This is a genomic window from Thalassotalea ponticola, from assembly GCF_041379045.1.
In the GTDB taxonomy this organism is placed as follows: domain Bacteria; phylum Pseudomonadota; class Gammaproteobacteria; order Enterobacterales; family Alteromonadaceae; genus Thalassotalea_A; species Thalassotalea_A ponticola.
This window is the reverse complement of sequence record NZ_CP166871.1, coordinates 157134-179294: the sequence shown is the minus strand read 5'-3', so window position 1 is coordinate 179294 and position 22161 is coordinate 157134. Positions and strand designations below refer to the sequence as shown.

19 protein-coding genes are annotated in these 22161 nt (G+C 45.2%); 8 read left to right on the top strand and 11 right to left on the bottom strand.

The window, feature by feature from the left end; all coding sequences use genetic code 11:
* The first annotated feature begins 63 nt into the window (after positions 1-63).
* Complete coding sequence (rluF, locus tag ACAY30_RS00790) at positions 64-1053, top strand: 23S rRNA pseudouridine(2604) synthase RluF (protein WP_290251255.1); 990 nt, start codon at positions 64-66, stop codon at positions 1051-1053.
* 90 nt (positions 1054-1143) lie between these two features.
* Here rluF and gpsA read toward each other — a convergent pair whose 3' ends face one another.
* From gpsA to ACAY30_RS00770, 4 genes are read right to left on the bottom strand one after another with little or no spacing between them, the layout of a single operon-like run.
* Positions 1144-2157 (bottom strand): NAD(P)H-dependent glycerol-3-phosphate dehydrogenase, encoded by a 1014-nt coding sequence (gpsA, locus tag ACAY30_RS00785; RefSeq protein ID WP_290251256.1) that lies wholly within the window; start codon positions 2155-2157, stop codon positions 1144-1146.
* A complete protein-coding gene (gene secB, locus ACAY30_RS00780; protein ID WP_290251257.1) occupies positions 2157-2666 on the bottom strand; it encodes a protein-export chaperone SecB in 510 nt (169 codons plus the stop codon). The genes gpsA and secB overlap by 1 nt, the downstream gene beginning before the upstream one ends.
* 49 nt (positions 2667-2715) lie before the next feature.
* Positions 2716-2973, bottom strand: coding sequence for a glutaredoxin 3 (grxC, locus tag ACAY30_RS00775; protein ID WP_290251258.1), 258 nt, complete (start codon positions 2971-2973; stop codon positions 2716-2718).
* A gap of 32 nt (positions 2974-3005) precedes the next feature.
* Positions 3006-3431: a rhodanese-like domain-containing protein gene (locus ACAY30_RS00770; protein ID WP_290251259.1), complete on the bottom strand. Its 426-nt coding sequence runs from the start codon at positions 3429-3431 to the stop codon at positions 3006-3008.
* 195 nt (positions 3432-3626) lie between these two features.
* Between ACAY30_RS00770 and gpmM the strand changes: the two genes are divergently transcribed.
* The 3 genes from gpmM to ACAY30_RS00755 all read left to right on the top strand — a co-directional run bounded on the left by gpmM (position 3627) and on the right by ACAY30_RS00755 (position 7459).
* Complete coding sequence (gene gpmM / locus ACAY30_RS00765) at positions 3627-5171, top strand: 2,3-bisphosphoglycerate-independent phosphoglycerate mutase (protein WP_290251260.1); 1545 nt, start codon at positions 3627-3629, stop codon at positions 5169-5171.
* Entirely contained in the window at positions 5164-6318 is a 1155-nt protein-coding gene (locus tag ACAY30_RS00760; RefSeq protein ID WP_290251261.1) for a murein hydrolase activator EnvC, read from the top strand. Before gpmM ends, ACAY30_RS00760 begins: the two co-directional genes overlap by 8 nt.
* 337 nt (positions 6319-6655) lie before the next feature.
* Positions 6656-7459: a divergent polysaccharide deacetylase family protein gene (locus ACAY30_RS00755; protein ID WP_290251262.1), complete on the top strand. Its 804-nt coding sequence runs from the start codon at positions 6656-6658 to the stop codon at positions 7457-7459.
* 4 nt (positions 7460-7463) lie between these two features.
* Here ACAY30_RS00755 and ACAY30_RS00750 read toward each other — a convergent pair whose 3' ends face one another.
* On the bottom strand, positions 7464-8249 hold the full coding sequence (locus ACAY30_RS00750) for a serine protease (RefSeq protein WP_290251263.1): 786 nt from the start codon (positions 8247-8249) through the stop codon (positions 7464-7466).
* Entirely contained in the window at positions 8230-10983 is a 2754-nt protein-coding gene (gene prsT, locus ACAY30_RS00745; protein WP_290251264.1) for an XrtA/PEP-CTERM system TPR-repeat protein PrsT, read from the bottom strand. Before prsT ends, ACAY30_RS00750 begins: the two co-directional genes overlap by 20 nt.
* 127 nt (positions 10984-11110) lie before the next feature.
* Here prsT and xrt point away from each other — a divergent pair, with 127 nt between their 5' ends.
* The 4 genes from xrt to ACAY30_RS00725 all read left to right on the top strand — a co-directional run bounded on the left by xrt (position 11111) and on the right by ACAY30_RS00725 (position 16436).
* Positions 11111-12478: an exosortase gene (xrt, locus tag ACAY30_RS00740; RefSeq protein ID WP_290251265.1), complete on the top strand. Its 1368-nt coding sequence runs from the start codon at positions 11111-11113 to the stop codon at positions 12476-12478.
* A complete protein-coding gene (locus ACAY30_RS00735; RefSeq protein WP_290251266.1) occupies positions 12462-13472 on the top strand; it encodes a glycosyltransferase in 1011 nt (336 codons plus the stop codon). Before xrt ends, ACAY30_RS00735 begins: the two co-directional genes overlap by 17 nt.
* 4 nt (positions 13473-13476) lie before the next feature.
* Positions 13477-14970, top strand: coding sequence for a hypothetical protein (locus ACAY30_RS00730; protein ID WP_290251267.1), 1494 nt, complete (start codon positions 13477-13479; stop codon positions 14968-14970).
* Between the two features lie 119 nt (positions 14971-15089).
* Positions 15090-16436: an alkaline phosphatase family protein gene (locus ACAY30_RS00725; protein ID WP_290251268.1), complete on the top strand. Its 1347-nt coding sequence runs from the start codon at positions 15090-15092 to the stop codon at positions 16434-16436.
* Between the two features lie 127 nt (positions 16437-16563).
* On the opposite strand, the gene ACAY30_RS00720 is transcribed toward ACAY30_RS00725, so the two are convergent.
* Genes ACAY30_RS00720 through ACAY30_RS00700 form a run of 5 tightly spaced genes read right to left on the bottom strand, consistent with a single transcriptional unit; the run spans position 16564 to position 22159 of the window.
* Positions 16564-18051 carry a lipopolysaccharide biosynthesis protein gene (locus tag ACAY30_RS00720; protein WP_290251269.1) on the bottom strand — a complete coding sequence of 496 codons (1488 nt, stop codon included), beginning with the start codon at positions 18049-18051 and terminating at the stop codon, positions 16564-16566.
* A gap of 8 nt (positions 18052-18059) precedes the next feature.
* Positions 18060-19112: a glycosyltransferase family 4 protein gene (locus ACAY30_RS00715; RefSeq protein ID WP_290251270.1), complete on the bottom strand. Its 1053-nt coding sequence runs from the start codon at positions 19110-19112 to the stop codon at positions 18060-18062.
* Positions 19112-19843 carry a hypothetical protein gene (locus ACAY30_RS00710; RefSeq protein WP_290251271.1) on the bottom strand — a complete coding sequence of 244 codons (732 nt, stop codon included), beginning with the start codon at positions 19841-19843 and terminating at the stop codon, positions 19112-19114. The genes ACAY30_RS00715 and ACAY30_RS00710 overlap by 1 nt, the downstream gene beginning before the upstream one ends.
* Position 19844: 1 nt before the next feature.
* Positions 19845-21080 carry an O-antigen ligase gene (locus ACAY30_RS00705; RefSeq protein ID WP_290251272.1) on the bottom strand — a complete coding sequence of 412 codons (1236 nt, stop codon included), beginning with the start codon at positions 21078-21080 and terminating at the stop codon, positions 19845-19847.
* Positions 21077-22159 (bottom strand): GNAT family N-acetyltransferase, encoded by a 1083-nt coding sequence (locus ACAY30_RS00700; protein WP_290251273.1) that lies wholly within the window; start codon positions 22157-22159, stop codon positions 21077-21079. Before ACAY30_RS00700 ends, ACAY30_RS00705 begins: the two co-directional genes overlap by 4 nt.
* Positions 22160-22161 lie beyond the last annotated feature (2 nt).

Sequence of the window (22161 nt, the reverse complement as noted above, 5' to 3'; positions counted from 1 at the left end):
TTTATGCTTTTTTTACCAATTTAAGCGATAATTACGCCAATCCATGTCAGCAAGAGTGCCAAAGTGAACACAGCGAGCGGTAAACGATTAAATAAATACATCAGTGATAGCGGCTTTTGCTCGCGTCGCGAAGCCGATAAGTTAATTGAACAACAGCAAGTAACCATTAACGGCAAGCCACCCGAGCTCGGCAGTAAAGTGATGCCAGGCGATGTAGTTAAAGTGAATGGTCAACCCATCGGTGCCGTCGCCGACAATAAATCCGATCGCATTTACATCGCTTACAACAAGCCGATAGGTATTACCTGTACTACCGAACGACAAGTGCGCGGTAATATTGTTGATGCCATAGCTCATCGCGAGCGTATCTTTCCTATTGGCCGCCTAGATAAGCCCTCAGAAGGACTGATCTTTTTAACCAACGATGGCGATATCGTCAATAAAATTTTGCGCGCTGAAAACGCCCATGACAAAGAGTACGTAGTGCGCGTTGACAAACCGATCAGTGAGCGCTTTGTTAAACGCATGGCGCAAGGTGTACCTATTTTGGGGACGGTAACCAAACCGTGTCAGGTAGAGGCGACAGGACGAAACAGTTTTAAAATTGTGCTCACACAAGGGCTAAATCGGCAAATTCGACGCATGTGTGAATACTTAGGTTATCAGGTTACCAGTCTTAAGCGCACGCGCATTATGTCGATCTCTTTGGATACCTTAAAAGCTGGCCAATGGCGCTATTTAACCGCCAAGGAGATGCAACAAATCAACCAAGCAGTTGCTGGCTCGCGCAAAACATCTGAGCGTGCGGAACAAAAGCTCGGTAAAGAAGTAAAGTATCAACCAAAGCACAACCCTGACGTTGCAGGTAACAACCAGAAGCCAAAGTCGACCAATAAAGCACGAGTCAAAGCCGAGCATAGCGACCAATCAACTAAAGGCCAGTCGCACCGCAATTCAAAACCCACTCGTCCGGCCAACCAAAAACACCGCAGCAATGCCAATAGCAGTGATAAAAAGTCGCGAATTACCGGTAAACTCAGCTTAAAAAAATAACAATTTGCCAAATAAAAACGCCTAGAACTGTGTGCTCTAGGCGTTTAAGTTAAGCGTTAACTGCACCGCGAGTAGCTATGTGCTTGTGCTTTAGTTAGCCTCGCTTTTGCGATCCCGTCCGAGCAAATCAAGCGCCGCCTCTTTGACCGGTTTTGCTTGATAGAGCACTTGATATATTTGCTCTACTATAGGCATTTCAACCGATTCTCGTTGCGCTAACATGTAGACTTCTTTGGTATTGCGGTAACCTTCTACCACCTGACCAATATCAGCCATAGCTTTTTCTACCGACTGATCTTGCCCTAAGGCTAAACCAAAACGCCGATTGCGCGACTGGTTATCGGTACAGGTTAACACTAAGTCACCAAGACCCGCCATACCCATAAACGTTTGTGGCTGAGCGCCAATGGCGAGACCAAGGCGCGACATTTCAGCTAAGCCTCGGGTAATTAAGGCTGTTCGAGCATTGGCGCCAAAGCCCATTCCATCGGCCATACCGGCACCGATAGCGATCACGTTTTTCACCGCGCCTCCGAGCTGAACACCGAGCATATCGTGATTTTCGTAAACTCGAAAACTGCGTTCACAATGCAATAACTCTGAAAGGTCGTGAGCAAAATTGGCGTTAGTTGCAGCTACTGTAATTGCCGTTGGCAAGCCCGCTGCCATTTCTTTGGCAAACGTTGGGCCAGACAACACCGCTAATGGTATCTGCTCTCCCAATAACTCTTCAGTCACCTCGCTGAGTAAACGGCCGTGCTCAGGGTCTAACCCCTTGGTTGCCCATGCAAGGCGATGCTGAGTATTAAGCAGCGGCTTAATTTGATGCAGCATATCGGTGAACGCGTGACTGGGAACCACTAACAGCAAGTTATCAGAGGCCGCGATAACAGTCTCTAAATCCGACTCGATTTGCAGTGACTCAGGGAAGGTAAACCCCGGTAGGTATTTATCATTACTGCGCGATGCTTGCATTTGCTCTGCATGCTGCTTATCGCGCCCCCACAATAGGGTTTTATGACCATTGCGGGCCAAGCAGAACGCTAGCGCAGTGCCATATGACCCTGCGCCTATAACGCTAATATCCGCTCGTGTTGCGACCATTAAGCGTCTACTTTTGGTTGCTCACCAGCAGCTTGAGCTTCGGCTGCGCGTTTTTGTACATATGATGCAAATAACGCGTCAAAGTTTACTGGTGCTAAGTTTAATTGTGGGAACGTACCGCGCGATACTAAGCTTGCTACCGCTTCACGTGCATACGGGAATAAAGTGTTTGGACAGAATGAACCCAATGTGTGTGCTAATTGTGGCTCAGGCATGTTAGCAACGCTGAAGATACCTGCTTGTTGTACTTCACATAGGAAAGCAACTTCTTCACCAAGCTTAGCCGTAACCGTTAGTGCTAAAATCACTTCATAGGTGTTTTCCGCAATTTGGTTTGAACGCGTATCAAGGTCAAGTTTCACTTCAGGCTGCCACTCTTTTTGGAAAACAGCTGGGCTTGCTGGAGTTTCAAATGAGATATCCTTGGTGTAGATGCGCTGAATAGCAAATTGCGGTTGAGCTTGTTGATCGGCACCGTTTGCTTCAGGGTTTTGGTTTACTTCTGACATGTTTACTTCCTAAATATAAAAATAATGTATTGTCTCAATACGGATTTAATTATTCATTTAATAGTGCATCAAGACGGCCGTTGTAATGCAGTGCAAACAAGTCATCACAGCCACCAATGGGTTGCTCGTTAATGAATATTTGCGGCACAGTCGTGCGCCCGTGACTGCGTTCAATCATTTCTGTCCGCTTATCAGGAAAGTCATCAATGCTTATTTCGGTAAAATCAATCTGCTTTTGCTGTAAGAGCATTTTTGCTCGAACGCAAAAACCACAAGTATGACGCGTATAAATTACCACTTGTGTCATTTTTCTACTTTCCTAGACGTGACGTTAATTTGTTACTTGGCAATGGGTAAGTTGGCACTCTGCCAAGCGTTAAACCCACCTTTGAGTACACTGACTTTTTCAAAACCGGCCTTGGCCAACGCATTGGCCGCTTTTACCGCAGAAATTCCAGCTGTACATACCACTATAATGGGTTTGTCTTTGCTGTTTTCAAGGCCCTGAAAATTATTCTCGTTAATTTTGTCAAGAGCCAGTGATTTTGAACCAATAATATGACCCTTCTTAAACTCGCCATCATTGCGAATATCAACGATTACACCATTTTCTCGGTTAACTAATAAGGTTAACTCATGGGGGTTTATCTCGTTAATTTTTGACAACTTACTTTTGATAATTGACACTACAAGTAACGTTGCTATCGCCAACCACAACATGGCCAATAATTGATTGTTTGCGATAAATGTTAAAAACTGATCCATTTGGTTCGTATCTCTGTTGCACTGGTAATAAATAAATTGAAGGCCAAGTATACCGTCTGCATTTAAAGAATCCAGTATAATGGAAAAATATAGCCTAGAATTGGCTATGCCTATAGCTCTTTGCTAAGTTATTTGGCAAAATTTATCGGTATATCAATTGAGCTAACCGTCAAACTTTGAATCTGAGGCCTCTTAATGAGTAACAAAAAGCCTATGGTGCTGCTAATCCTTGATGGATGGGGTTACCGCGAAAACGAACAATCGAATGCAATATTCCACGCCAACACGCCGGTGATGGACTCGTTGTTTAAACAATACCCAAGCATGCTTATCAACACCTCTGGCATGGCCGTAGGCCTTCCTGAAGGGCAAATGGGCAACTCAGAAGTCGGTCACGTCAATCTTGGAGCGGGTCGCATTGTTTATCAAGACTTTACCCGTATCACCAAAGCAATTGAAGATAATGAATTAGTCAATAATCAAGCGTTAGTAAACGCCATTGACGGTGCTCAAAGCAAAGGCAACGCCATTCACGTATTTGGTTTGTTGTCGCCAGGTGGCGTACACAGCCATGAAGATCACATTTTTGCGCTTCTGGAGATGGCCAAACAACGCGGCGCCGAAAAGGTTTATTTACACGCGTTTCTCGATGGTCGCGATACGCCGCCGCGCAGTGCCGAGGCATCATTGCAAAAAGCCGAGAAAAAATTTGCAGAACTCGGTAACGGACAAGTCGCTTCCTTGATCGGTCGCTACTACGCGATGGACAGAGACCAGCGTTGGGAGCGAGTTGAGCAAGCGTATAATCTCATTGTCAGCGGTGACGCAAAGTACACAGCTCAAGACGCCGTGGCGGGATTAGAAGCCGCCTATGCACGCGATGAAAATGATGAGTTCGTCAGCGCCACGCGCATCCTTGACAGCGATGGTCATGCCATTGAAGTACGCGATGGCGATGCAATGATCTTTATGAATTTTAGAGCCGATCGCGCACGTCAGTTTACACGCTGTTTTAGCGAACCAAACTTTGATGGTTTTGAGCGCAAAAAAATTCCACAACTCAGTGATTTTGTCATGCTCACTGAATACGCGGCAGATATAAAAACCAGCATCGCCTTCCCACCCGAAGACTTGGTTAATGTGCTGGGCGCTTGGTTAGAAAAGCACAACAAGACACAATTGCGCATTTCTGAGACAGAAAAATATGCGCATGTTACGTTTTTCTTCAGCGGTGGTCGCGAAGATACCTTTATCGGTGAAGATCGCATCTTAGTGCCATCGCCACAAGTGGCCACCTATGATCTACAACCGGAAATGAACTCGAACTTGTTAACCGACAAACTCGTTGATGCTATTGAGTCGGGTAAATACGACGTTATCGTTTGCAATTACCCAAATGGTGATATGGTCGGTCATACAGGCAAGTTTGACGCAGCGGTTAAAGCATGCGAAGCGGTAGATAAATCTATCGGCAGAGTTGTTGACACATTAAAGCGCGTCGGTGGCGAGTGTTTGATTACCGCCGATCACGGTAACGCTGAAATGATGGTCAACAGTGAAACAGGTCAAGCTCACACCGCACACACCACAGAGCCAGTACCACTGATCTACGTGGGCCGACACGCCAATGTGGCCTCGTCGGGTGCGTTAAGTGATATTGCGCCGACCATTCTTCACCTTATGGCAATGGAGCAGCCAGCTGAAATGACAGGTACTCCATTGATGACGCTAAGTGAGTAGCGCCCTGCCAACGATTCGACGTCACAAATACAGCAGAGCGTTAATGCTTTGCTGTTTGTTGCCGTGCTTGGCTTTTGCAACCGAGCAAGAAAAACGTGAAACTCGCAAAGACTTAAACGTAGTAAAACAACAAATCGAATCGCAAAAGCAAGAGCTTAAACAAAGCAATTCACAGATAGCCGACTTGCAAGAACAACTCAAAAAAGATGATATAGCGATTGCTAAATCGGCGCAAAAACTGAATAAAACAAAGCAGCAGCTACAGCTTACGCAACAAAAAATCGGTGATTTAAAACAACAACAAAAGCAGCTTAACGCCAATAAAGCGCAACAAGAACAACTGTTGGGAGAGCAACTTCGCAGCGCTTACTCATCAGGTCATCACGACTACCTAAAACTGCTGCTCAATCAGCAAAAACCGGAGCAAGTACAACGCACCTTGACCTACTACACCTATGTCAATGATGCGCGTATCGACAGTATTGGTGCCTTTACTAAAACTATCGAACAGCTCGCTGATGTTGAGCAACAACAGCAAGAGCAAGCGAACAAGCTAACTAAGCTGGTTGAACAACAACAGCAGCAACAACAAGAATTAGTTGCACAGCAAGCAGGCCGTGAGCAAACGATAGCTTCGTTAAATGCCAAAATTCGCGGTTCAAAGCAGCGCTTAAACAAGCTTGAAAACGAAGAAAGATCGCTAATTAAAACCTTAGCCAAACTACAAGCACAGTTGCAAAAGCAAACAGAACTGAATGGTTTGAGCAAACTCAAACGAAAATTAAAATGGCCTGTTAAAGGCCGAATTGCACATAGTTTTGGTACTAAAAAGCAAGGTTATTTGCGTTGGAAAGGGGTGATGATGCGCGCCCCAGTCGGGCGAGATGTTAACGCGGTATACAATGGCACAGTGTTATTTGCCGACTGGCTCAAAGGTTATGGTTTAGTGATTGTAATCGACCACGGTGATGGTTATATGAGCCTGTATGGCCACAATCAAACCCTGTTGAAAAACGTCGGTGAGCGCGTAGAAGTGGGTGAACCCATAGCCCTGGTCGGACAAAGTGGCGGGCTCAATCAATCAGGTGTTTATTTTGAGATACGCCATCAAGGCAAGCCCGTAAACCCGAGTTACTGGTGCCGCTAGTTATCTGCTAAACAACTGCGAACAAGTCGTTACATGGCATTGCTAACGGCTTGTTGTAGTCAATTTGCGTCGCCGGTTAAACGCCTCATTAAATCCGACTAATACGACGACATATTCAACAAAACGAAGTATAAAAAACCAAATTTCGGTCGTTGTGTGTACACCCAAATAGCCCTTTAACGCCTTATCGCTAAACGCTTTTAAGTCAATTAAAAAAAGGGGCTAGATTTGTGTGCCAACTATAGGGTAAAGTAGTCACATACCTGCTAAAAAATCAGTATTACTGCTGTTTTTTGTCAGCTGAAAAATAGACTAAATATAAAAATAAGAATTACTCGTGCGTATATTTTTCTCATTACTTGTTGCTTTTGTTTCAACAGTTGCGACTGCGCAACCAGCCAGTCAGCCTAAATTGGCTATCGTCATTGACGACCTTGGCTATCGCGCTACCGATAAATCAGCTCTTGAGTTACCTAAGCAAGTGACGTTTTCGGTATTACCTCATACGCCATATGGCCGCACCCTAGCCGAGCTGGGCAATAAGCAAAAACGTGAAATTCTGTTACACGTGCCAATGGAGTCTATTAATAACTTACTGCTTGGTCCTGGTGCGATTACCACCAACATGGATAGAAATAACGTCATTCGCACCCTACAGGCATCCATTGCCGATATTCCACATATCATTGGCGTCAATAACCACATGGGTAGTTTACTGACCCAGAAGTCCGAGCCAATGTCTTGGACGATGGAAGTACTCAAAGCGAACAACTTGTTTTTTTTAGATTCTCGGACCAGTCGCTACTCACAAGCTGAAACCGTCGCTAAGACCCGCGGTGTGCCGACATTACATCGCCATATATTTCTCGATAACCGCATCGATGAAAGCTATATCGAGCAACAGTTTTATAAGATGATCAACCTAAGTCAACGAAACGGGCAAGCGATTGCAATTGGTCATCCGCATCCAACGACAATGCGCGTGTTAAAGCGCTTAATACCAACCTTGAAACAACACAATATCGAATTGGTTGATTTATCAAACTTGCTGTCAGAGACACAACTGGCAAGCCTCAATCAGTCATCAGAGGCAACGTTAGATGACCAGAGCGAGCCCGCAGATAAGTTATCACCGCAATAGTCAGTTAAGGGGCATTGATATCAATGCCCTGTGATGCCAATAAACTGAAAACGTGTTTGATTGGTATCGCATAAGTAATGCCACTCGGTGCCGATATAACGGATTCTTTGCCCGACTGAACGAGCACTTTATTTATCACTGCAACCACCACGCCTGATTCAGGAAAGTACACCGGGCTACCGCTATTACCCGGGTATGCTGTCGCATCTAACTGATAGATCAGCTTAGGGTTCTTTAGTCGCTTTATCATCGCCGCAGACAACTGTTTGTCGCCCACTAGGGGAATCGCATCGGGTGTTATACTGGCGACAATACCTTGATGCGTTACTGGGTATAAGCCCAAAACGGCACCAATAGGAAAGCCGGTAAAAGCGATATCCTGACCTTCGTTAACAGCCAAATCTTGCGATAAAGTCAAGGCGGGCAACTGACCCTGTTGTAACTTGAGTATGGCTAGGTCTGTCTCACTCGAGTAGGCGACTATATCGACTTTGTGCACTTGTGACCTAGGGCCCGTCCCTGAAAATACGACGCGCTGTTGGGTATCGGTTAGCTCGGCCCGCAATACGTGGTAGTTAGTCACCACATAGCTGCCATTGCCAATAACAAACCCTGTACCATACAAGCGACTTTGCGGTGCTCCTGTCGGCTCGTAAATACCCACACCGACGATACTGGGTTTGATCCGTTTAATTTGTTTGACCAAGCTTTGGCTAGCCAAAGCAAACGATGAGGTCAACCAAATTAGGCATATGCCAAGCTGTAACGCTCTAACCATTAAGCTCATCATATAAGCTCATTACCTTTTGCTTCTGTTCACTATCAACAATGCTATCTAGCAGCGTTTTTGCTTTTTCAAATTCTTTCATACGCACCAATAACTCGGCGTAATGAATTTTTACTTCGTCGCTGTTAGGTAATTGCTTTTGCACTTGTTGCATTAATTTATCGGCTTTTTCAAACTCGCCTTTGCGCATATAGGTTATTGCTAAGGTGTCCATAACATGCGGGTTATCAGGTGCTAACTCTGCCGCTTTTTCAGCGGCTTGGTAGGCGACATCTAGCTTGTCAATTTGCAACGCGGCCCAGGCTAAATTGTTTTGAATACCAAAGTTTTTCGGATGCTGTGTTGCGAGTTTTTGATAATATTTAAACGATGCCTCAGGGTCCTGCTCTAAATTCAACTCCGCCATCAGACTATCGAGACCGGGGTGACTGCCGTGCTTTTGATAAGCCTGTTGGGCAATCTTCATCGCCTGTTCATGTTGGCCTGCTTTGGCGAGTGTACGGGCGTAACTGGTAGAACTGGCAACCGAGTCTTCGGCTTGGTACCAATTAGCTGCACTTTTCACTGCCCGTTGCCATTGCTGTAACTGAATATCCACCTTGGTAGCTAAATTCCAATACGCTTTAGCCTCTAAACTCAATGGGTTAATCGAGGCGAGTTTATTCTGAGCCGCTTTGTAAGCTTTGGTTTTATACAAGAAGTTAGCTTCAAAGAAATGTAACATCGGCACATTAATAAACGTCTGCTGCGCCTTTTTAACTTCAGTGTATGCCTGTTGGTCTTTGCCTTGATTTTCTAGGGCCATGAGCAAACCTAACTGAGCGGTGAAGTTTCTCGGTGCAACATCTAAAATTTGCTTAAATGTTTGTTCAGCCATGGCATAGTCACCATTGCGAATGGCGACTTTGGCTATGGCCGATAATAATTTCGGCTGCTCACCAAACTCACGGCGCAAGTTGCTGAGCTGTTGCATAGCTATCTCGGCTTGCCCCAAGTTGTCATAGGTTTGCGCCGTGGCAATGGCCAAGGCCAAGTTATCTGGCTCTTGGGCGCTCAACTTTTCCAGTAATCCGGTGATCGCCTGATCGCCAACATTCGGCGCTAAGTTAACCGCCAACCGCAATGCGCCTTGATGATCGGCACTGTGCGCAAACAACTGTTCTAAATGACGCAATGAATCGTCATAGCGCTGTTGACGGTTAGCGATTTGCGCGAGGTTGTAATGTGCGCCAATGGAGTTTTCATTAACCTTCAATGCGGCTTGAAAAGCCGATCTAGCCTGATCAAGATCGCCTTTTTGGCGCCATACCAACCCCTTGGCAAGCTGACCGCCCTCTCGTTCGGGAATCTCTTCAATCCATCTTTCGGCTTCAATCATTGCCATGTCAAGCTGATCGCTTTGTAGGTAATGGTGGATTAGTGCAAGGCGCGCTTCGCGCAGTTCAGGATCAATAATCAGGGCGTCGTAAAGGTCTTGTAATCCAGATTCGTCTTTGACTGAAAGCTTAAGCGCACCGCGCTTTAACATCATGTCTGCGTTGGACTCATCAATGTTTTCTAGCTTATTTAAATACTCTGCCGCGCGCTTCGTATCACCACTGCGCAACATTTCAACGGTGGCATTAGCCAGAGCGGCAAAATCGTTTGGTGTCAGCGCATTTAAGGTGTCTATACTACCAACCGCTTCATCAATATAGCCAAGTTTTAGCTTGACCTGAGTGAGTACCTGCTGGGCTAGATGGTTTTTTGGTAACCGAGGCTCTATTTTCTTCAGATGATTGTATGCCATTTCCATATTGCCGGTTTTATAGTGACCGATACCGGCGATGAGATTTGCTTTGTGAAGATTGGGAATATTGGTTAGGGCGATAGTCGCGTATTCAACCGCTTCTTGGTAATTGCCATTGCGCAAACTCAACTCTGCCTTGACCTCATTGATAGCCGGAGCGTTAGGTGAACTGCGAAGCAGTGTATCGGTTTCAGCGTGTGCCTTTTCCAACTCGCCACTGCGCATCAACATATTGACGTACAACAAGCGAAAGAACACGTCATTACCATGACGAGCCAGTACCGGTTCAAGGGTTTTAACCGCTTGCTCAGGATCGTTGTCTAGACCGTATAAATTGGCCAGTAAAACCCGAGCGTCATCATAAACCTTATCCTGCTCGACCAGAGGCACAACCAAGGCGATGGCTTGTTCCGCTTGGCCCTCGTTGGCAGCAAGCCAAGCTTTGGCCATGGTGTAATAGCGGCTGTCCTGACTTCCGTCGTTAAGTACCTTGGCCAGCGTTGTATAGCCTTCTTTAAAGTAGCCCAAGTAAGTCAATCCAATACCGGCAATTGCTTGAATCTCTGTCTGTTTGTTTGGATGTAATGTGTCAACACTTGAATGGTTGACCCATTCTTGCACTTTTTCGGCATCGCCGATGAGCAGAGCCAATCGCACTTGTAAGGGAATGATTTCATTGGCATCGTAGCCATTGTCAAATGCGCGCTGCAACTCTTTTTGCGCACCGCCAAAATTGCTGGTTTGCATGTAAAGCTGAGCCAACAAAAAGCGAGCTTGATTTGCATTTGGGTCAACCCTGATTGCATTTTTTAACTCAACAACAGCCGCAGACACATCACTCTGCTTAATCAGCTCCAACGCGTCTTGAATCGATTGTTCAGATGATTTTTGCCCAGAGCAAGCCACCAAAGCCGCAATCAACAGTGCGGGTGTGATTAGTTTTAGCATCCCAGTTCCTTGATATGTAATTCGTTTATTATTTGATCAGTAAAAAGTATAGATGAAATTTTTCAAGTTATGAGCTAGACCTAATGTAAAGCTGAAAAAAACAACTTGTGAACACAATAACAAACAAATGAAAACTTTCCGGGTAACACCATTAATTGTCATCGCAACGGTGTATGTCATTGCTGCGCTGTTAAACGTGCAAATTATTACCACCATCTGGCGTCATAGCTTTGATGACGGCAGTTACTCGCACGCCTACCTGATTCCATTTATCTGTGCGTTTCTATTTTGGAGGCTCTACCAACGGGGCGAACTCATTGGCCGAACAAAGCTCTCTGTGACCGTGATTGGCTATTTTGTGTTAGCGAGCTTATTGCTATTTGTCTCTGTCAGAGCGCAGCTTAGTTTGGCTTATTGGATCGCCTTACTGCTGCTATGTAGCAGCGCCATTTTGCTGTTTCTAAGGGCTAATTTGGCATTGGTTGCAGCGACCTTATACCCGATATATTTATTACCTGTGTGGGGTAGCTTGACCAATTTATTGCAATTTATTTCGGTCAGCGCAGTTGAGGTGATGATGAGTTTTTCAGGCATCGCGTTTTATGTTGAAGAGCAATATGTCACCATCCCCGCCGGGGTATTTCACATCGCCAACGGCTGCAGTGGCCTGCGCTATTTACTGGTTTCTCTCGCGATAACCCATTTATATGTGTTGCTGTATTTGCGACATTGGTCAAGTGCCATTAAATTTATTAGCGTTGCCATTGCCGGCGCCTTAGTCACCAACTGGATACGAATTACCGCCCTCATTTTAATTGGTGAATACACGCAAATGACATCGCCTCTAATGAAAGACCACAATAACTTTGGCTGGTATTTATATATTCCCTTCTTGTTTTTGTTGTTTGCATACGGCAATTATCTAGAGCGCAAATTACCGGTAGCAGATGCTAAAGAAGAAAATTGCGGGTCATCAATTGCCATCAAAGCAAGAGCGATCGTGGTGTGTGTGCTTGGCTTGAGTTTATCGTCATCTTGGTTAGCAACCGCACATAAATCAAATCAGGTGTATACCAATATTGAGACGTTACCGGCGCCGACGATAAAGTTTTATTCATCGATTAATCACACCTCCTCGACTGACAGACCCAGTGATATTAGCGAATATCGTATTTGGTTTGATTGCAAAGAGCTCGATTGTAAACCTGACTTTTACTTGAATAACATGGTACCTGAAGGATGGCAGGTGCTTCGCCATGACCGCACTGGAGAAGCGAATTATTTGCTCGTAGCAAAAGGTCGCCAACGCGCCCAAATTACCTATACCTATCAATACGGCGACACCACCGTCGACAACTTAATGGCGCTTAAACTGTCGAGACTGAGCGGTGTGTTTAGAACCGATCAACAAACCAGTATCGCTTGGCGAATGGTGGACTGTGATATAGGTTCTTGCGCTAATAGCAAAGGTGGTTTTGATGGCAATATTCGCTAAAAGCGCCGGCAGTAGGCCAGTGCCGAATCGTTGCGAGCGGGTCATTATTTTTGGTCAAGGCCGGCATATAGAGCAATGGCGACAAATGACCGAAGGCTACCAACAAATACACTTTTGCACCAACCTGACCGAATTAACTCGTCTCCCAGTAAAAGGGTCTGCGATTTTGTTTGCGCACACTTATTTATGGTTTGGCCTCAAGCTCGCTTTGCGTTTTAAATTAAAAGGTTACTCGTTAGTCATGCGTCGCTGGATGGGAACAGACCTATTGTTACTAAAACGGCTTTCAGCAATAAACAAGTTGTGGGTATTACCGATTTTACGACACTGTATCGATTGCAACTTCACCTCTGCGCCCTGGCTCAGCGATGATTTAAAACGCTTGGCCTTTACTAACGTTCACAACTGGGAAGCACCGACCCCTTTATACCAATTAAGCAAAAAGCTAAGCAAGCAAGACATCGAACAAAATTGGCAAGCTCGCACTAAGGTCATTATTATCTACTCAAACGACCAACGTGAATGGCTCTATCGAACCGAGCAAATGTTGGCGCTTGCCAAAAGCTTACCCGACTACCAATTTGTCTTAGTTGGCCATTTGAACAAACAACTATCCAGTTTAGCGAACGTGCAGTCGCTGGGCATTGTCGAGCAAGATCAGATGCATCAATTGTACCTGCGCAGCCATTTTCTGATCCGCATCACAGAGCACGATGGCTATTCGCGAATGGTGGTTGAGGCTCAGCAATACGGGTTACAAGTGATCTCAAATCAACCACGCCTGTTCGCTCATTTTGCCGACAGCAACGAACAAATTATTGATGTTTTACGTTCGATTCAACGCCCCAATCCACATGCGCGCCACTACGCATTAACTCATTTTACCCCGCAAAAGTGGACCCAAACCCTATTAAAACAATTGCAATCTGGTGACGGTACAAATACGGCGAAAGTCGATTGTGATTACATATCTTCTAGTGAGGCTAAAAGGTAAAAATATGTTTAGAACTACACCCTCTGTTGGTCATTTAACTATCTTATTATCCTTACTATTATTGCCCCTGCGAGCTATTGGCGATGATAGCATTCCGCTTTGTGAGCCCGCACCCCAACATAAAAATATCTACTACGTTGCTCTAGATGGTCACGACTACAAAGGAAAAGGTACCAAAGTAAGTCCGTGGCGACACATAGAGTTTGCCGTATTTAAAGCCGAAGACGATAGCTTAATCATCGTTAAACCCGGTGTGTATGATGGTCGTGTCAAGATCAGCAAAGCGTTTAAAACAGGCATCACTATTAAGTCTGAGATACCCTACGCGGCCAAACTTACCGCTAATCAACGGGTGTTGGCGTTAGTGAAAAACGCGTCTAATATCCGTATTGAAGGGTTTGAAATCCGCCATAAAGATGCCCAAGCCAGTCCGGTCGTTGTCCACATTGACGCTTGGGGCACCACCAATGTTTACGGCATCAGCTTAGTCAACAACATCATTCACGACAGCTTCAACAATGACCTGTTGAAAATTAACTATGGCGCTCATCACATTTTAGTAAACTGTAACCTGTTTTATAATCAGGGTAATTCCGATGAGCACATCGACATCAATTCCACATCGCATGTCTCGGTTCGGCACAATGTATTTTTTAACGACTTTAACGCGAGCAATCGCGATATCACCAAGAAGTCATCGAGTTATATTGTCATAAAAGACAGTAACGACGATAAGGACCGCTACCACGGCAGTACCAATATTGATATCGACGGCAACATATTCTTTAACTGGCAAGGCTCTCATGGTCACGGCTTTATTTTGGTTGGTGAAGATGGCAAGCCCTACTTTGAGGCTCGCAATATCAATATTGTTAACAATTTGCTCATCGGCAATAGTGACATTTCTATGCGTTCGCCTTTTGCGGTCAAAGGTGCGCGCGATATTAATTTTAGCCACAATACCGTTATCGGTGACTTGCCGAGTAATGCGTATGCACTGCGAATTAGTGTCGAAGGGCAAAATCAAGTGCCTACGGGAATCTTGCTGACCCACAATATATTTTCCGATCCAACGGGCACTATGGGCGCTGGCGACTACCAAAAGCTCAATGATTTTAGCGATACTGAAATTGGCACCGTCGATCAATTTTCATTACAAAACAACGCAGTGTTTAACGGACCAAACAGTATTCCGCATTCGATCATTGATGAGATCAATGCCAGTGATGACGCCAACCTCATACATTTTAATCCCGAAATCCAAGCGCCACCAGAGCTGATATCGCCCGTATTTATCGCTGAGCAACGCAAATTTGCCGACGGTTCAACATCTATTGAACAAGTGTTTCGGCGCATTATCAGCCAAATTAGCCAACCGAGCAACGTCAACAAGCTAACGGTGACTAGGTCAGAATTCAGTCCTCAAAGCGATATTTTAGGACGCAAGCGAGGCCAACAAACAAGCGTTGGCGCGATACAATACTCGGTCGATAAATAAGCAGTAAATTGAGCGTTGCATTGATTCAATTTCGGCGCTTTTTGGTTTAGCAACTTCTACCATTGCTGTCTAAACTATAAAAGTTAACGACAAAACAATAACCACCTCAAGAGGTCTTCATGCAAGCGAAAAAGGTCATACTATTAGAGTTCAATGAGTTGTGCCCAAACCTAATAGACAAATTTTGCGCACAAGGTAAATTACCCAACTTTTCTAAGCTCGCAGCACAAAGTCAAAAATTCATCACCGATGCAAGCTGCGATGTTGAGTACCTCGAACCTTGGATTCAGTGGGTTACTTTACACACTGGCGTATCCTGCGAACAACACCGAGTCTATCGCTTGGGAGAAGCACAAAACTTGCAGCAAGACTCGATTTGGGATCGGCTGTCAAAGCAAGGTTTGCGCAGTTGGTTATGTGGTGGTATGAATATCAAATACGACCCCAACGATCCGAATATTTGGGCTTTGCCCGACCCTTGGAGCGCCGATGGTAAGGCCTCGCCAGCAGAACTTGATAGCTTTTACCAATTTGTTCGCGCAAACGTGCAAGAGCATTCTAACGACAACTTTCAGTTAAGCGCAAAAGACTACACTAAATTTTTTAACTTTATGCTCAAACACGGGCTCTCGCTTGCAACGTTAAAACACATTAGTTCGGTATTTTGGCATCGCTTTACTAGCGACTCATCTGGATGGCGCAAAGCCACCATTCTCGATTGGTTGCAAACCGATGTATTTGCCTACGGCCTGAAAAAATTTAATCCGCATTTCTCGGTGTTGTTTTCTAATTCGACGGCTCACTTTCAACACAAGTACTGGCGCTATATGGAACCTGATAAGTTTTCAGCGCCGGCAGACCCGGCCAAGCTCGCCGAGTTTGGTCAAGCGATAGAATATGCATACCAAAATCACGATAAACTCATAGGCCGTGTATTGGCGATGGCTGACGAAGACACCTGTATTATGTTATCTTCGGCGTTGAGTCAGCAACCTTTCACCGCAGAAGAAGCACAAGGTGGCCGCCGCTTTTACCGCCCCACTAACTTCGATAAGCTAGTGGCCCTGTTCGAATTACCCGGTTTGATTAGTGTGATGCCGGTAATGTCACATCAATTCCACATTCAGTTTGCTAGTGAACAACAAGCGAGTGAGGCGATGCAAATACTTGCCCAGGCCAATTTTTCCAATGGCACACCACTGTTAAAGTTGGTGCTTGAAGGCGACAGAGTGTTTGCCGGCTGCAATGCAAAGGTTTTACTAGATAATGAGGTTACGTTCGAGATCGAGCACCAACCACATCGTTTCTTCGATTACTTTTATATGGCCGACAACATCAAAAGTGGCATGCATCATCCCGATGGGGTATTCTGGATTTCACAGCAACAGCCCAGTGCTCAACAAACACAACGGATACAGCTCACACAGGCGACATCGCTGATATTACAACAGTTTCAAGCAACGTAATTGTGGTAATACAGAGCTCGTAAATTAGCAAGGGGCATAAATAGCCCCTATCTCCCGCACTTCCTTTCTCCTCAACCACTGGCCCGCTTTGCGGTGTAACACAACTCGCCCACCTGCCACTGTTAACCTATTTGGCCGTCAGCCCTTTGGTTAGCCAACCCAAATAGGCTCTAAGGGCAAATGGCGCTTTTCGTTGCAATGAGATAATAAAGCGCTGCCCGGTTTGATCAAAAGCACCGAACCAGATCAACAAGTGCAAGTAACCCGCGACAAATATAAGACTTCCGAGAATCATCATCCACCAACGACTAAATTGCATCTCGAGTAACAGCAGGGGCACAAACATGATCAGTGCAGGAACAATAATGCGCAACAATGCTGGCCAAGGTAACATCACATAGCCATATGGTCTAGCCCAATGCTGATATGCCAACAATTGAATAATCGATAATATCCCGTATACCCAAACGCCTGCCATCAGCCCGTATTGACTGACAAAAACGACGCTAAGTACGCACATCAGAGCAAAGATCAAAAGGTTAATTTTAGCTAGCACTTGTTGTTTGTCGTGACTGATCAAGGTGAGGTTTGCACCTTCTTTCAACAGTCCTAAAAACTTAAACAAGACCATCCAACGCAACGGTTCAACGACCGCTAAGTATCTACTTCCGTACAGTAAAGCAACCAATTGCTCGGCGTAAACAATTAATGGAAAGACCACTAAACACGCTAACAAAGTCAAATAGCGCTGAGCTTGCAGCACCTCGGTTTTAGCGGTTTTAGTGTGCCTGGCGATAGCCATTTTAGGCAGTAATATTTCGCTGTAAATACCTGGCACTAAGGTAAGTGCGGCATTAGCAAGAATAAAAGCGATATTGAAAAAGCCGGCGGCCTCAACAAAATCGTAGCCCTTCAAAACCAACACTTGGCTTTGACGAAAGGTAAAACCGGCAAAGATGACCACGAATGTCGCGCTGATCATCTGCTCGATAAACCGTTGCCTGTATTGCTGATCAAACTCAATACTATGCGTGGCCTTGGGTAGGTCATTACCGACACTCTTAATCACCAACCAAAACAGTAAACAAGTGGCAGCGTAGACCGCTAAAAAGTAATTTAAGGTAGGTAGCCAGATGGCGCAGGCAACGACCGCGAGTACATTGGTCGGATTGACTATCAAGCTAACTTTCGCCACCGTATCAAAACGCCGCAAGCCTTTGAGTACCGCATTATCCAGCGTATAGCGAGCCTTGAATGTCGCGCCAACCAATACCCCAGCAATAACCAGTGCGGGGACACCAAAATCAAAATTGACTGCTATGACGCCGACGACTAAACAAGTAGCTATCAGCAGGCGTAAGGCAAATAGACGATTAATTAGATAGGTAAATGACGATAAAAAGTGCGGTGCTTGATGTGATAACTCGGCGACAAACTTGGTAACGTTTATGTTCATTCCAGCATTGATTGACAAGGTAAACATACTGGCGAGAAAAATGATGCTTGAATACAGCCCGTACTCCGTTGTCGTTAGACTGCGCGCAATGACGATTGACGCGAGCATGCCACAGATATATTCGCTGTACAAATTGACACCTGCCATGGCTGTTTGCATTGCCGCTCTCACGATGTATAGACCTGTTTATAGCTTTCAGCGCACTTGTGCATGGTGAAGTGCGTTTGGAAATAGAGCAGGCTAGTTTGACCCGTGCGCGCAATCAAGTCGGGCTGTTTGACGATACTGGTAACAATTTCTGCCAGCTTTGATGTATCTTGATAGTCGTATAGCCAACCAGTTTCATTGTCTTTGACGAGTTCAACGTTACCGCCGACACGGCTGGCAATACACGGTATTGCGGCGCTGAAGGCTTCTAATATCACCAGCGACAAGCCCTCGGTTTCAGAGGTAACCACTAACACGTCATTGCCCTGATAAATACCCTGTTGTTCACTGACATTGCCGTGAAAATTAACCATATGCTCAATCTTTAATTGCTTGGCGAGTGCTTGGTTTTTAGCTTTCAACGGTCCGTCACCATAAAAGTTGACAGTGATTTTATCTCGTATTGGAGCGGTGAGTTTACTCACCGCTTCGAGTAATAGGTGTTGAGCTTTTAATGGCACAAAACGCCCGACATGGGCAATATTTAACCGCCGCTCCCCCTCTTTAAAACCAAACTGGTTAGGAGCTTGTGCGATGGCAGTAATGCCGTTGAGGACCACCGTCGTTTTGCCTTTAAAATGCTGATAGTGCTGTAAAAACTGCTGCTCGGCGGTACGCGAAACAAACACCGCCTGGTGCAGGCGTGCAAACACCAAACGATAAATACTGCGCCACTTAAGGCCGAGTAATGGGTGTTGATTATGCCGAGTGTAGATAAACTTAGCCTTGAGCCCAAGTAGCGACAGAGCCACTCTTGCTAAGCAATAGCTGGAGTGTACATGAACAATATCCGCTTCGTTAAACAACCTTCTAAGTTGATTTACTGTCGTTGCCAAATGCACTTTATAATTTTGCTCAACCACTTTTTGATAGAGCGCATCGGTGGCTTTGCCCATCGATACAATATCTACATCTAAGTCCATATTGGCTTGTTGAAAGCTAGCCAAATCGAGGACGAATCGCTCAGCCCCTCCCATATTCAAGCTACTGACAACGTGTACAACTTTCATCATTAATTCAGCTGCCAGTTAACTTTGTACGGTTTAAAGCCCATTTTTTTCTTAAAGCGCTTTAAGTTATCACTGGCACCAAAGAAGGAGCCATAGGCATAATAGAGTACTTGTGGGTGGCGTTTTTTAATATCTTGATACGCATCAATGATAAGTTGTGGTACTACGCCGAGGTGTTGCACTTTTGCGTGACCATACATATGTTCGAGCATGCACAACTCTCCAGCAACTAAAAACGCCGCGTATGCCACTAATTTATTGTCTTCATCCAAAACACCGTAATAACAGTAATCGTGCTCAGCGCGATTACTTTTGTGCACGGGACGCTGTTGCGGGCGCTGCTGGATAAATTCTTCGGGCATTTCTCCTTGGCGTACTTTCGCCGATTTACGGATCTCCCAAATATCGTCTAGGTAATCATTAAAGTTGATCGCCTCAGTTCGATAATTAAAGCGCACTGCTTTGCGGTAGTTGCGCCGTGCTGAGCTCTCAATACTCATAAAGTAATCTTTGCTAGCATGAGGCTCGGCAAATAGCGCCACACCATACTGCAATTGTCGAATCAGCAGATACTTGTTATGTCGAGACATGGCCTGTCGATAAAACTGCTGAGTGACCTGTTGAAAAAATGGGTCATTGTCTTTCGCTTTACTTAATTGTAAATCAATGGGTACCGTTGGCATGTCTGCCATTTGTTTTACAATCGATATCGCTTTTTGTATTTTTTGCTTCATCTTATACCATTAGTAATATCTTTATAATCATGTAGATAGCTACCACAGCAAAGGGCGCTAAAACAACTGACGCTACCGCTTGCTGTACCTGTACCTGCGCCAACTCAAAGTTCTTTGCTTTAGATTTTTGCATCTTTTGCCACCAAATCGCGGCGCTTAACCCAATCAATAGATAAAAAATATTTGAGAAACTGCGAGATAGAAAAAAGCCCGTCGTCGCAAACGCTAACAAACTATAAAACAAGGTGATTTGAATTTTGTTGGCCTTACCGTCAAATAAACCACTCATCTGCATCATCGAATAACTCATCGCGGCAAACCAAAACACAAATCCAAACATGCCCAACTCCGCCAGTACTAAAATATACGAGTTGTGAGCGGTTAAAGAATGAAAATCGGTAAACCACCCTTTGCCAACTCCAAATATCGTATTTGCAAAAAACATGTGGATACCGTCATACCAGGCCAACACCCGATCTTGTGCCGAGTTTTCCTCAAGATCTATAGCCCTAAATTTACCCATGACCAAGAGTACGATTGGCAAGGTAAAAATCGACATAATTGCGGTTTTTAACACGCCAAATTTTTGATAAAAATAAAAGCCAAGAAGTGCCAGTGCGCCCACTAATGTACCGCGCGAATTCGAGATATAAATGCCGTACAAACTGGCCAGTATTGCCAACCGATAATAGTTTTTGCCGATAAATCCCTTACTCTCACTGAGTAAATAAAACATCATCGGAATAGTGATAAGCACATACATACCAAAGTCATTGGGATCGCCATAAATGCCAATATAAGTCGCCCGCTCCATGATCAGCGCTTGACCCGTCCAGCCCACACCGTCAGGGGATGTTACCTGTACGTAACCGTGTGCGACCATCACCAATGTGCCGAACACCATAATGCGCATTATCCACTCGACTTGCCATGGCTGTTTGACAATGTTGCTGATCAGTAACACCGGAATCACCGACGAAAATACAAACATTACACTGCGATTAATGCCACCACTTAGCCATCCGGTAAATACCATAGACAACAATATAGCCAGTGCAACACCAAGCAGCATAGACAGCTGTTTAGGCCAAAACTTTTTCTCTTCAAACAGGGCATACGCAATAGCGCAAAGCAAAATCAAGTAACGCGCAGCTTCCCATTGCCGCGTCGCCTCGAACCACTCATGAGGTCGAATAATAACGACAATAAAGTACAAACACAGTATGACAAACGTCATAACGCATGCTCCTTAATTTTGCCCCAAAGCTTGCTCTTTACCTCAGTTAAGTAGTCGCGCCAGTGGCGTCGTGAAAATTGATATCGAACTGTCAGCATCGGCTCGGTGGTATTGGTTATACGGCGCTTGTAACTGTTGGTTGATGCGGCCATCAAATCGTACCGTGTTAACCCTCGTTGTTTAGCGAGGCGAATAGCCTGCGCATGCATTGCATAACCGAGATTGTTAACCTGAGTAAGATCTAAGCCGCTTTGGTAGTAACTGAGCAGCGTGTCGTCGATAATGCCATAAAAAACGCCAACGACGTCTGTGCGATGAGACAGAGCAAACAACAAAACTTTGCCTTGTTGCCATTTATCAGCGATGTATTGCTGGTGAAAGTCGATAAAACGTTGACTGCTAAAGGCACCGCGTTTTTGTTTTGCTTGCCATGCCTTTTGATGCAAGGTGATCAACTGATTTAACATGCGTTGCGCGTCTGCCTGCGATTGAGGTAATTGACATTCGAGCTGATAATCCGCTAAGGACTTGAGCAGTTTGCGACGCGTATTGGGATGAGGAATTGAGTCGACAAAATTATTAACCTGTAACGAATAGCGCTGAGAACGATGCGTTACCGTGCGTGTTTGAGCGAGTGATTGATAGTGCGACATAAACGCTACACAGGTACTGGAGTCCAAAACTTGCCGAAACTCAACCGCTGCTAAGTTGTCGATTTGGGTGATAAAGTCATGTAAAAGTTCAAATACTCTCTGGCGATACCCTGGGGCGATGATGATGTCCTGAAACTCACTGGCGACTTCCTCGTGTTCTGCTTCCCCTTGACCAATAAAGAACAACTCGGCTGATTGCTGATATGAGCGCAAATAGGTCGGCATCACTGCAACCGGAGTTTGACCGTCATAGACCATAGCGATAGCTAGCTTGTCTTTCGCCGATAGATAGTGTTTAACCCAACAGTGTATCCAGTCAAAACTGCAACAAAAACCAATATTACCGGTCTGCCTCACTGCCTCCCACGACTGTCGATAGGAGGGTAATTGAGATAGGCTATCAATAATTCGAATCGACAAGTTCATTG

Excerpts from the sequence above, each read along its gene's own strand:
- ACAY30_RS00705 (WP_290251272.1), bottom strand. The coding sequence starts at position 21,080 with ATGACGTTTGTCATACTGTGTTTGTACTTTATTGTCGTTATTATTCGA.
- ACAY30_RS00730 (WP_290251267.1), top strand. The coding sequence starts at position 13,477 with ATGTTTAGAACTACACCCTCTGTTGGTCATTTAACTATCTTATTATCC.
- ACAY30_RS00725 (WP_290251268.1), top strand. The coding sequence starts at position 15,090 with ATGCAAGCGAAAAAGGTCATACTATTAGAGTTCAATGAGTTGTGCCCA.
- ACAY30_RS00770 (WP_290251259.1), bottom strand. The coding sequence starts at position 3,431 with ATGGATCAGTTTTTAACATTTATCGCAAACAATCAATTATTGGCCATG.
- ACAY30_RS00735 (WP_290251266.1), top strand. The coding sequence starts at position 12,462 with ATGGCAATATTCGCTAAAAGCGCCGGCAGTAGGCCAGTGCCGAATCGT.
- xrt (WP_290251265.1), top strand. The coding sequence starts at position 11,111 with ATGAAAACTTTCCGGGTAACACCATTAATTGTCATCGCAACGGTGTAT.
- ACAY30_RS00715 (WP_290251270.1), bottom strand. The coding sequence starts at position 19,112 with ATGATGAAAGTTGTACACGTTGTCAGTAGCTTGAATATGGGAGGGGCT.
- secB (WP_290251257.1), bottom strand. The coding sequence starts at position 2,666 with ATGTCAGAAGTAAACCAAAACCCTGAAGCAAACGGTGCCGATCAACAA.
- grxC (WP_290251258.1), bottom strand. The coding sequence starts at position 2,973 with ATGACACAAGTGGTAATTTATACGCGTCATACTTGTGGTTTTTGCGTT.
- ACAY30_RS00710 (WP_290251271.1), bottom strand. The coding sequence starts at position 19,843 with ATGAAGCAAAAAATACAAAAAGCGATATCGATTGTAAAACAAATGGCA.
- ACAY30_RS00700 (WP_290251273.1), bottom strand. The coding sequence starts at position 22,159 with ATGAACTTGTCGATTCGAATTATTGATAGCCTATCTCAATTACCCTCC.
- gpmM (WP_290251260.1), top strand. The coding sequence starts at position 3,627 with ATGAGTAACAAAAAGCCTATGGTGCTGCTAATCCTTGATGGATGGGGT.
- ACAY30_RS00750 (WP_290251263.1), bottom strand. The coding sequence starts at position 8,249 with ATGATGAGCTTAATGGTTAGAGCGTTACAGCTTGGCATATGCCTAATT.
- ACAY30_RS00720 (WP_290251269.1), bottom strand. The coding sequence starts at position 18,051 with ATGCAAACAGCCATGGCAGGTGTCAATTTGTACAGCGAATATATCTGT.
- prsT (WP_290251264.1), bottom strand. The coding sequence starts at position 10,983 with ATGCTAAAACTAATCACACCCGCACTGTTGATTGCGGCTTTGGTGGCT.
- gpsA (WP_290251256.1), bottom strand. The coding sequence starts at position 2,157 with ATGGTCGCAACACGAGCGGATATTAGCGTTATAGGCGCAGGGTCATAT.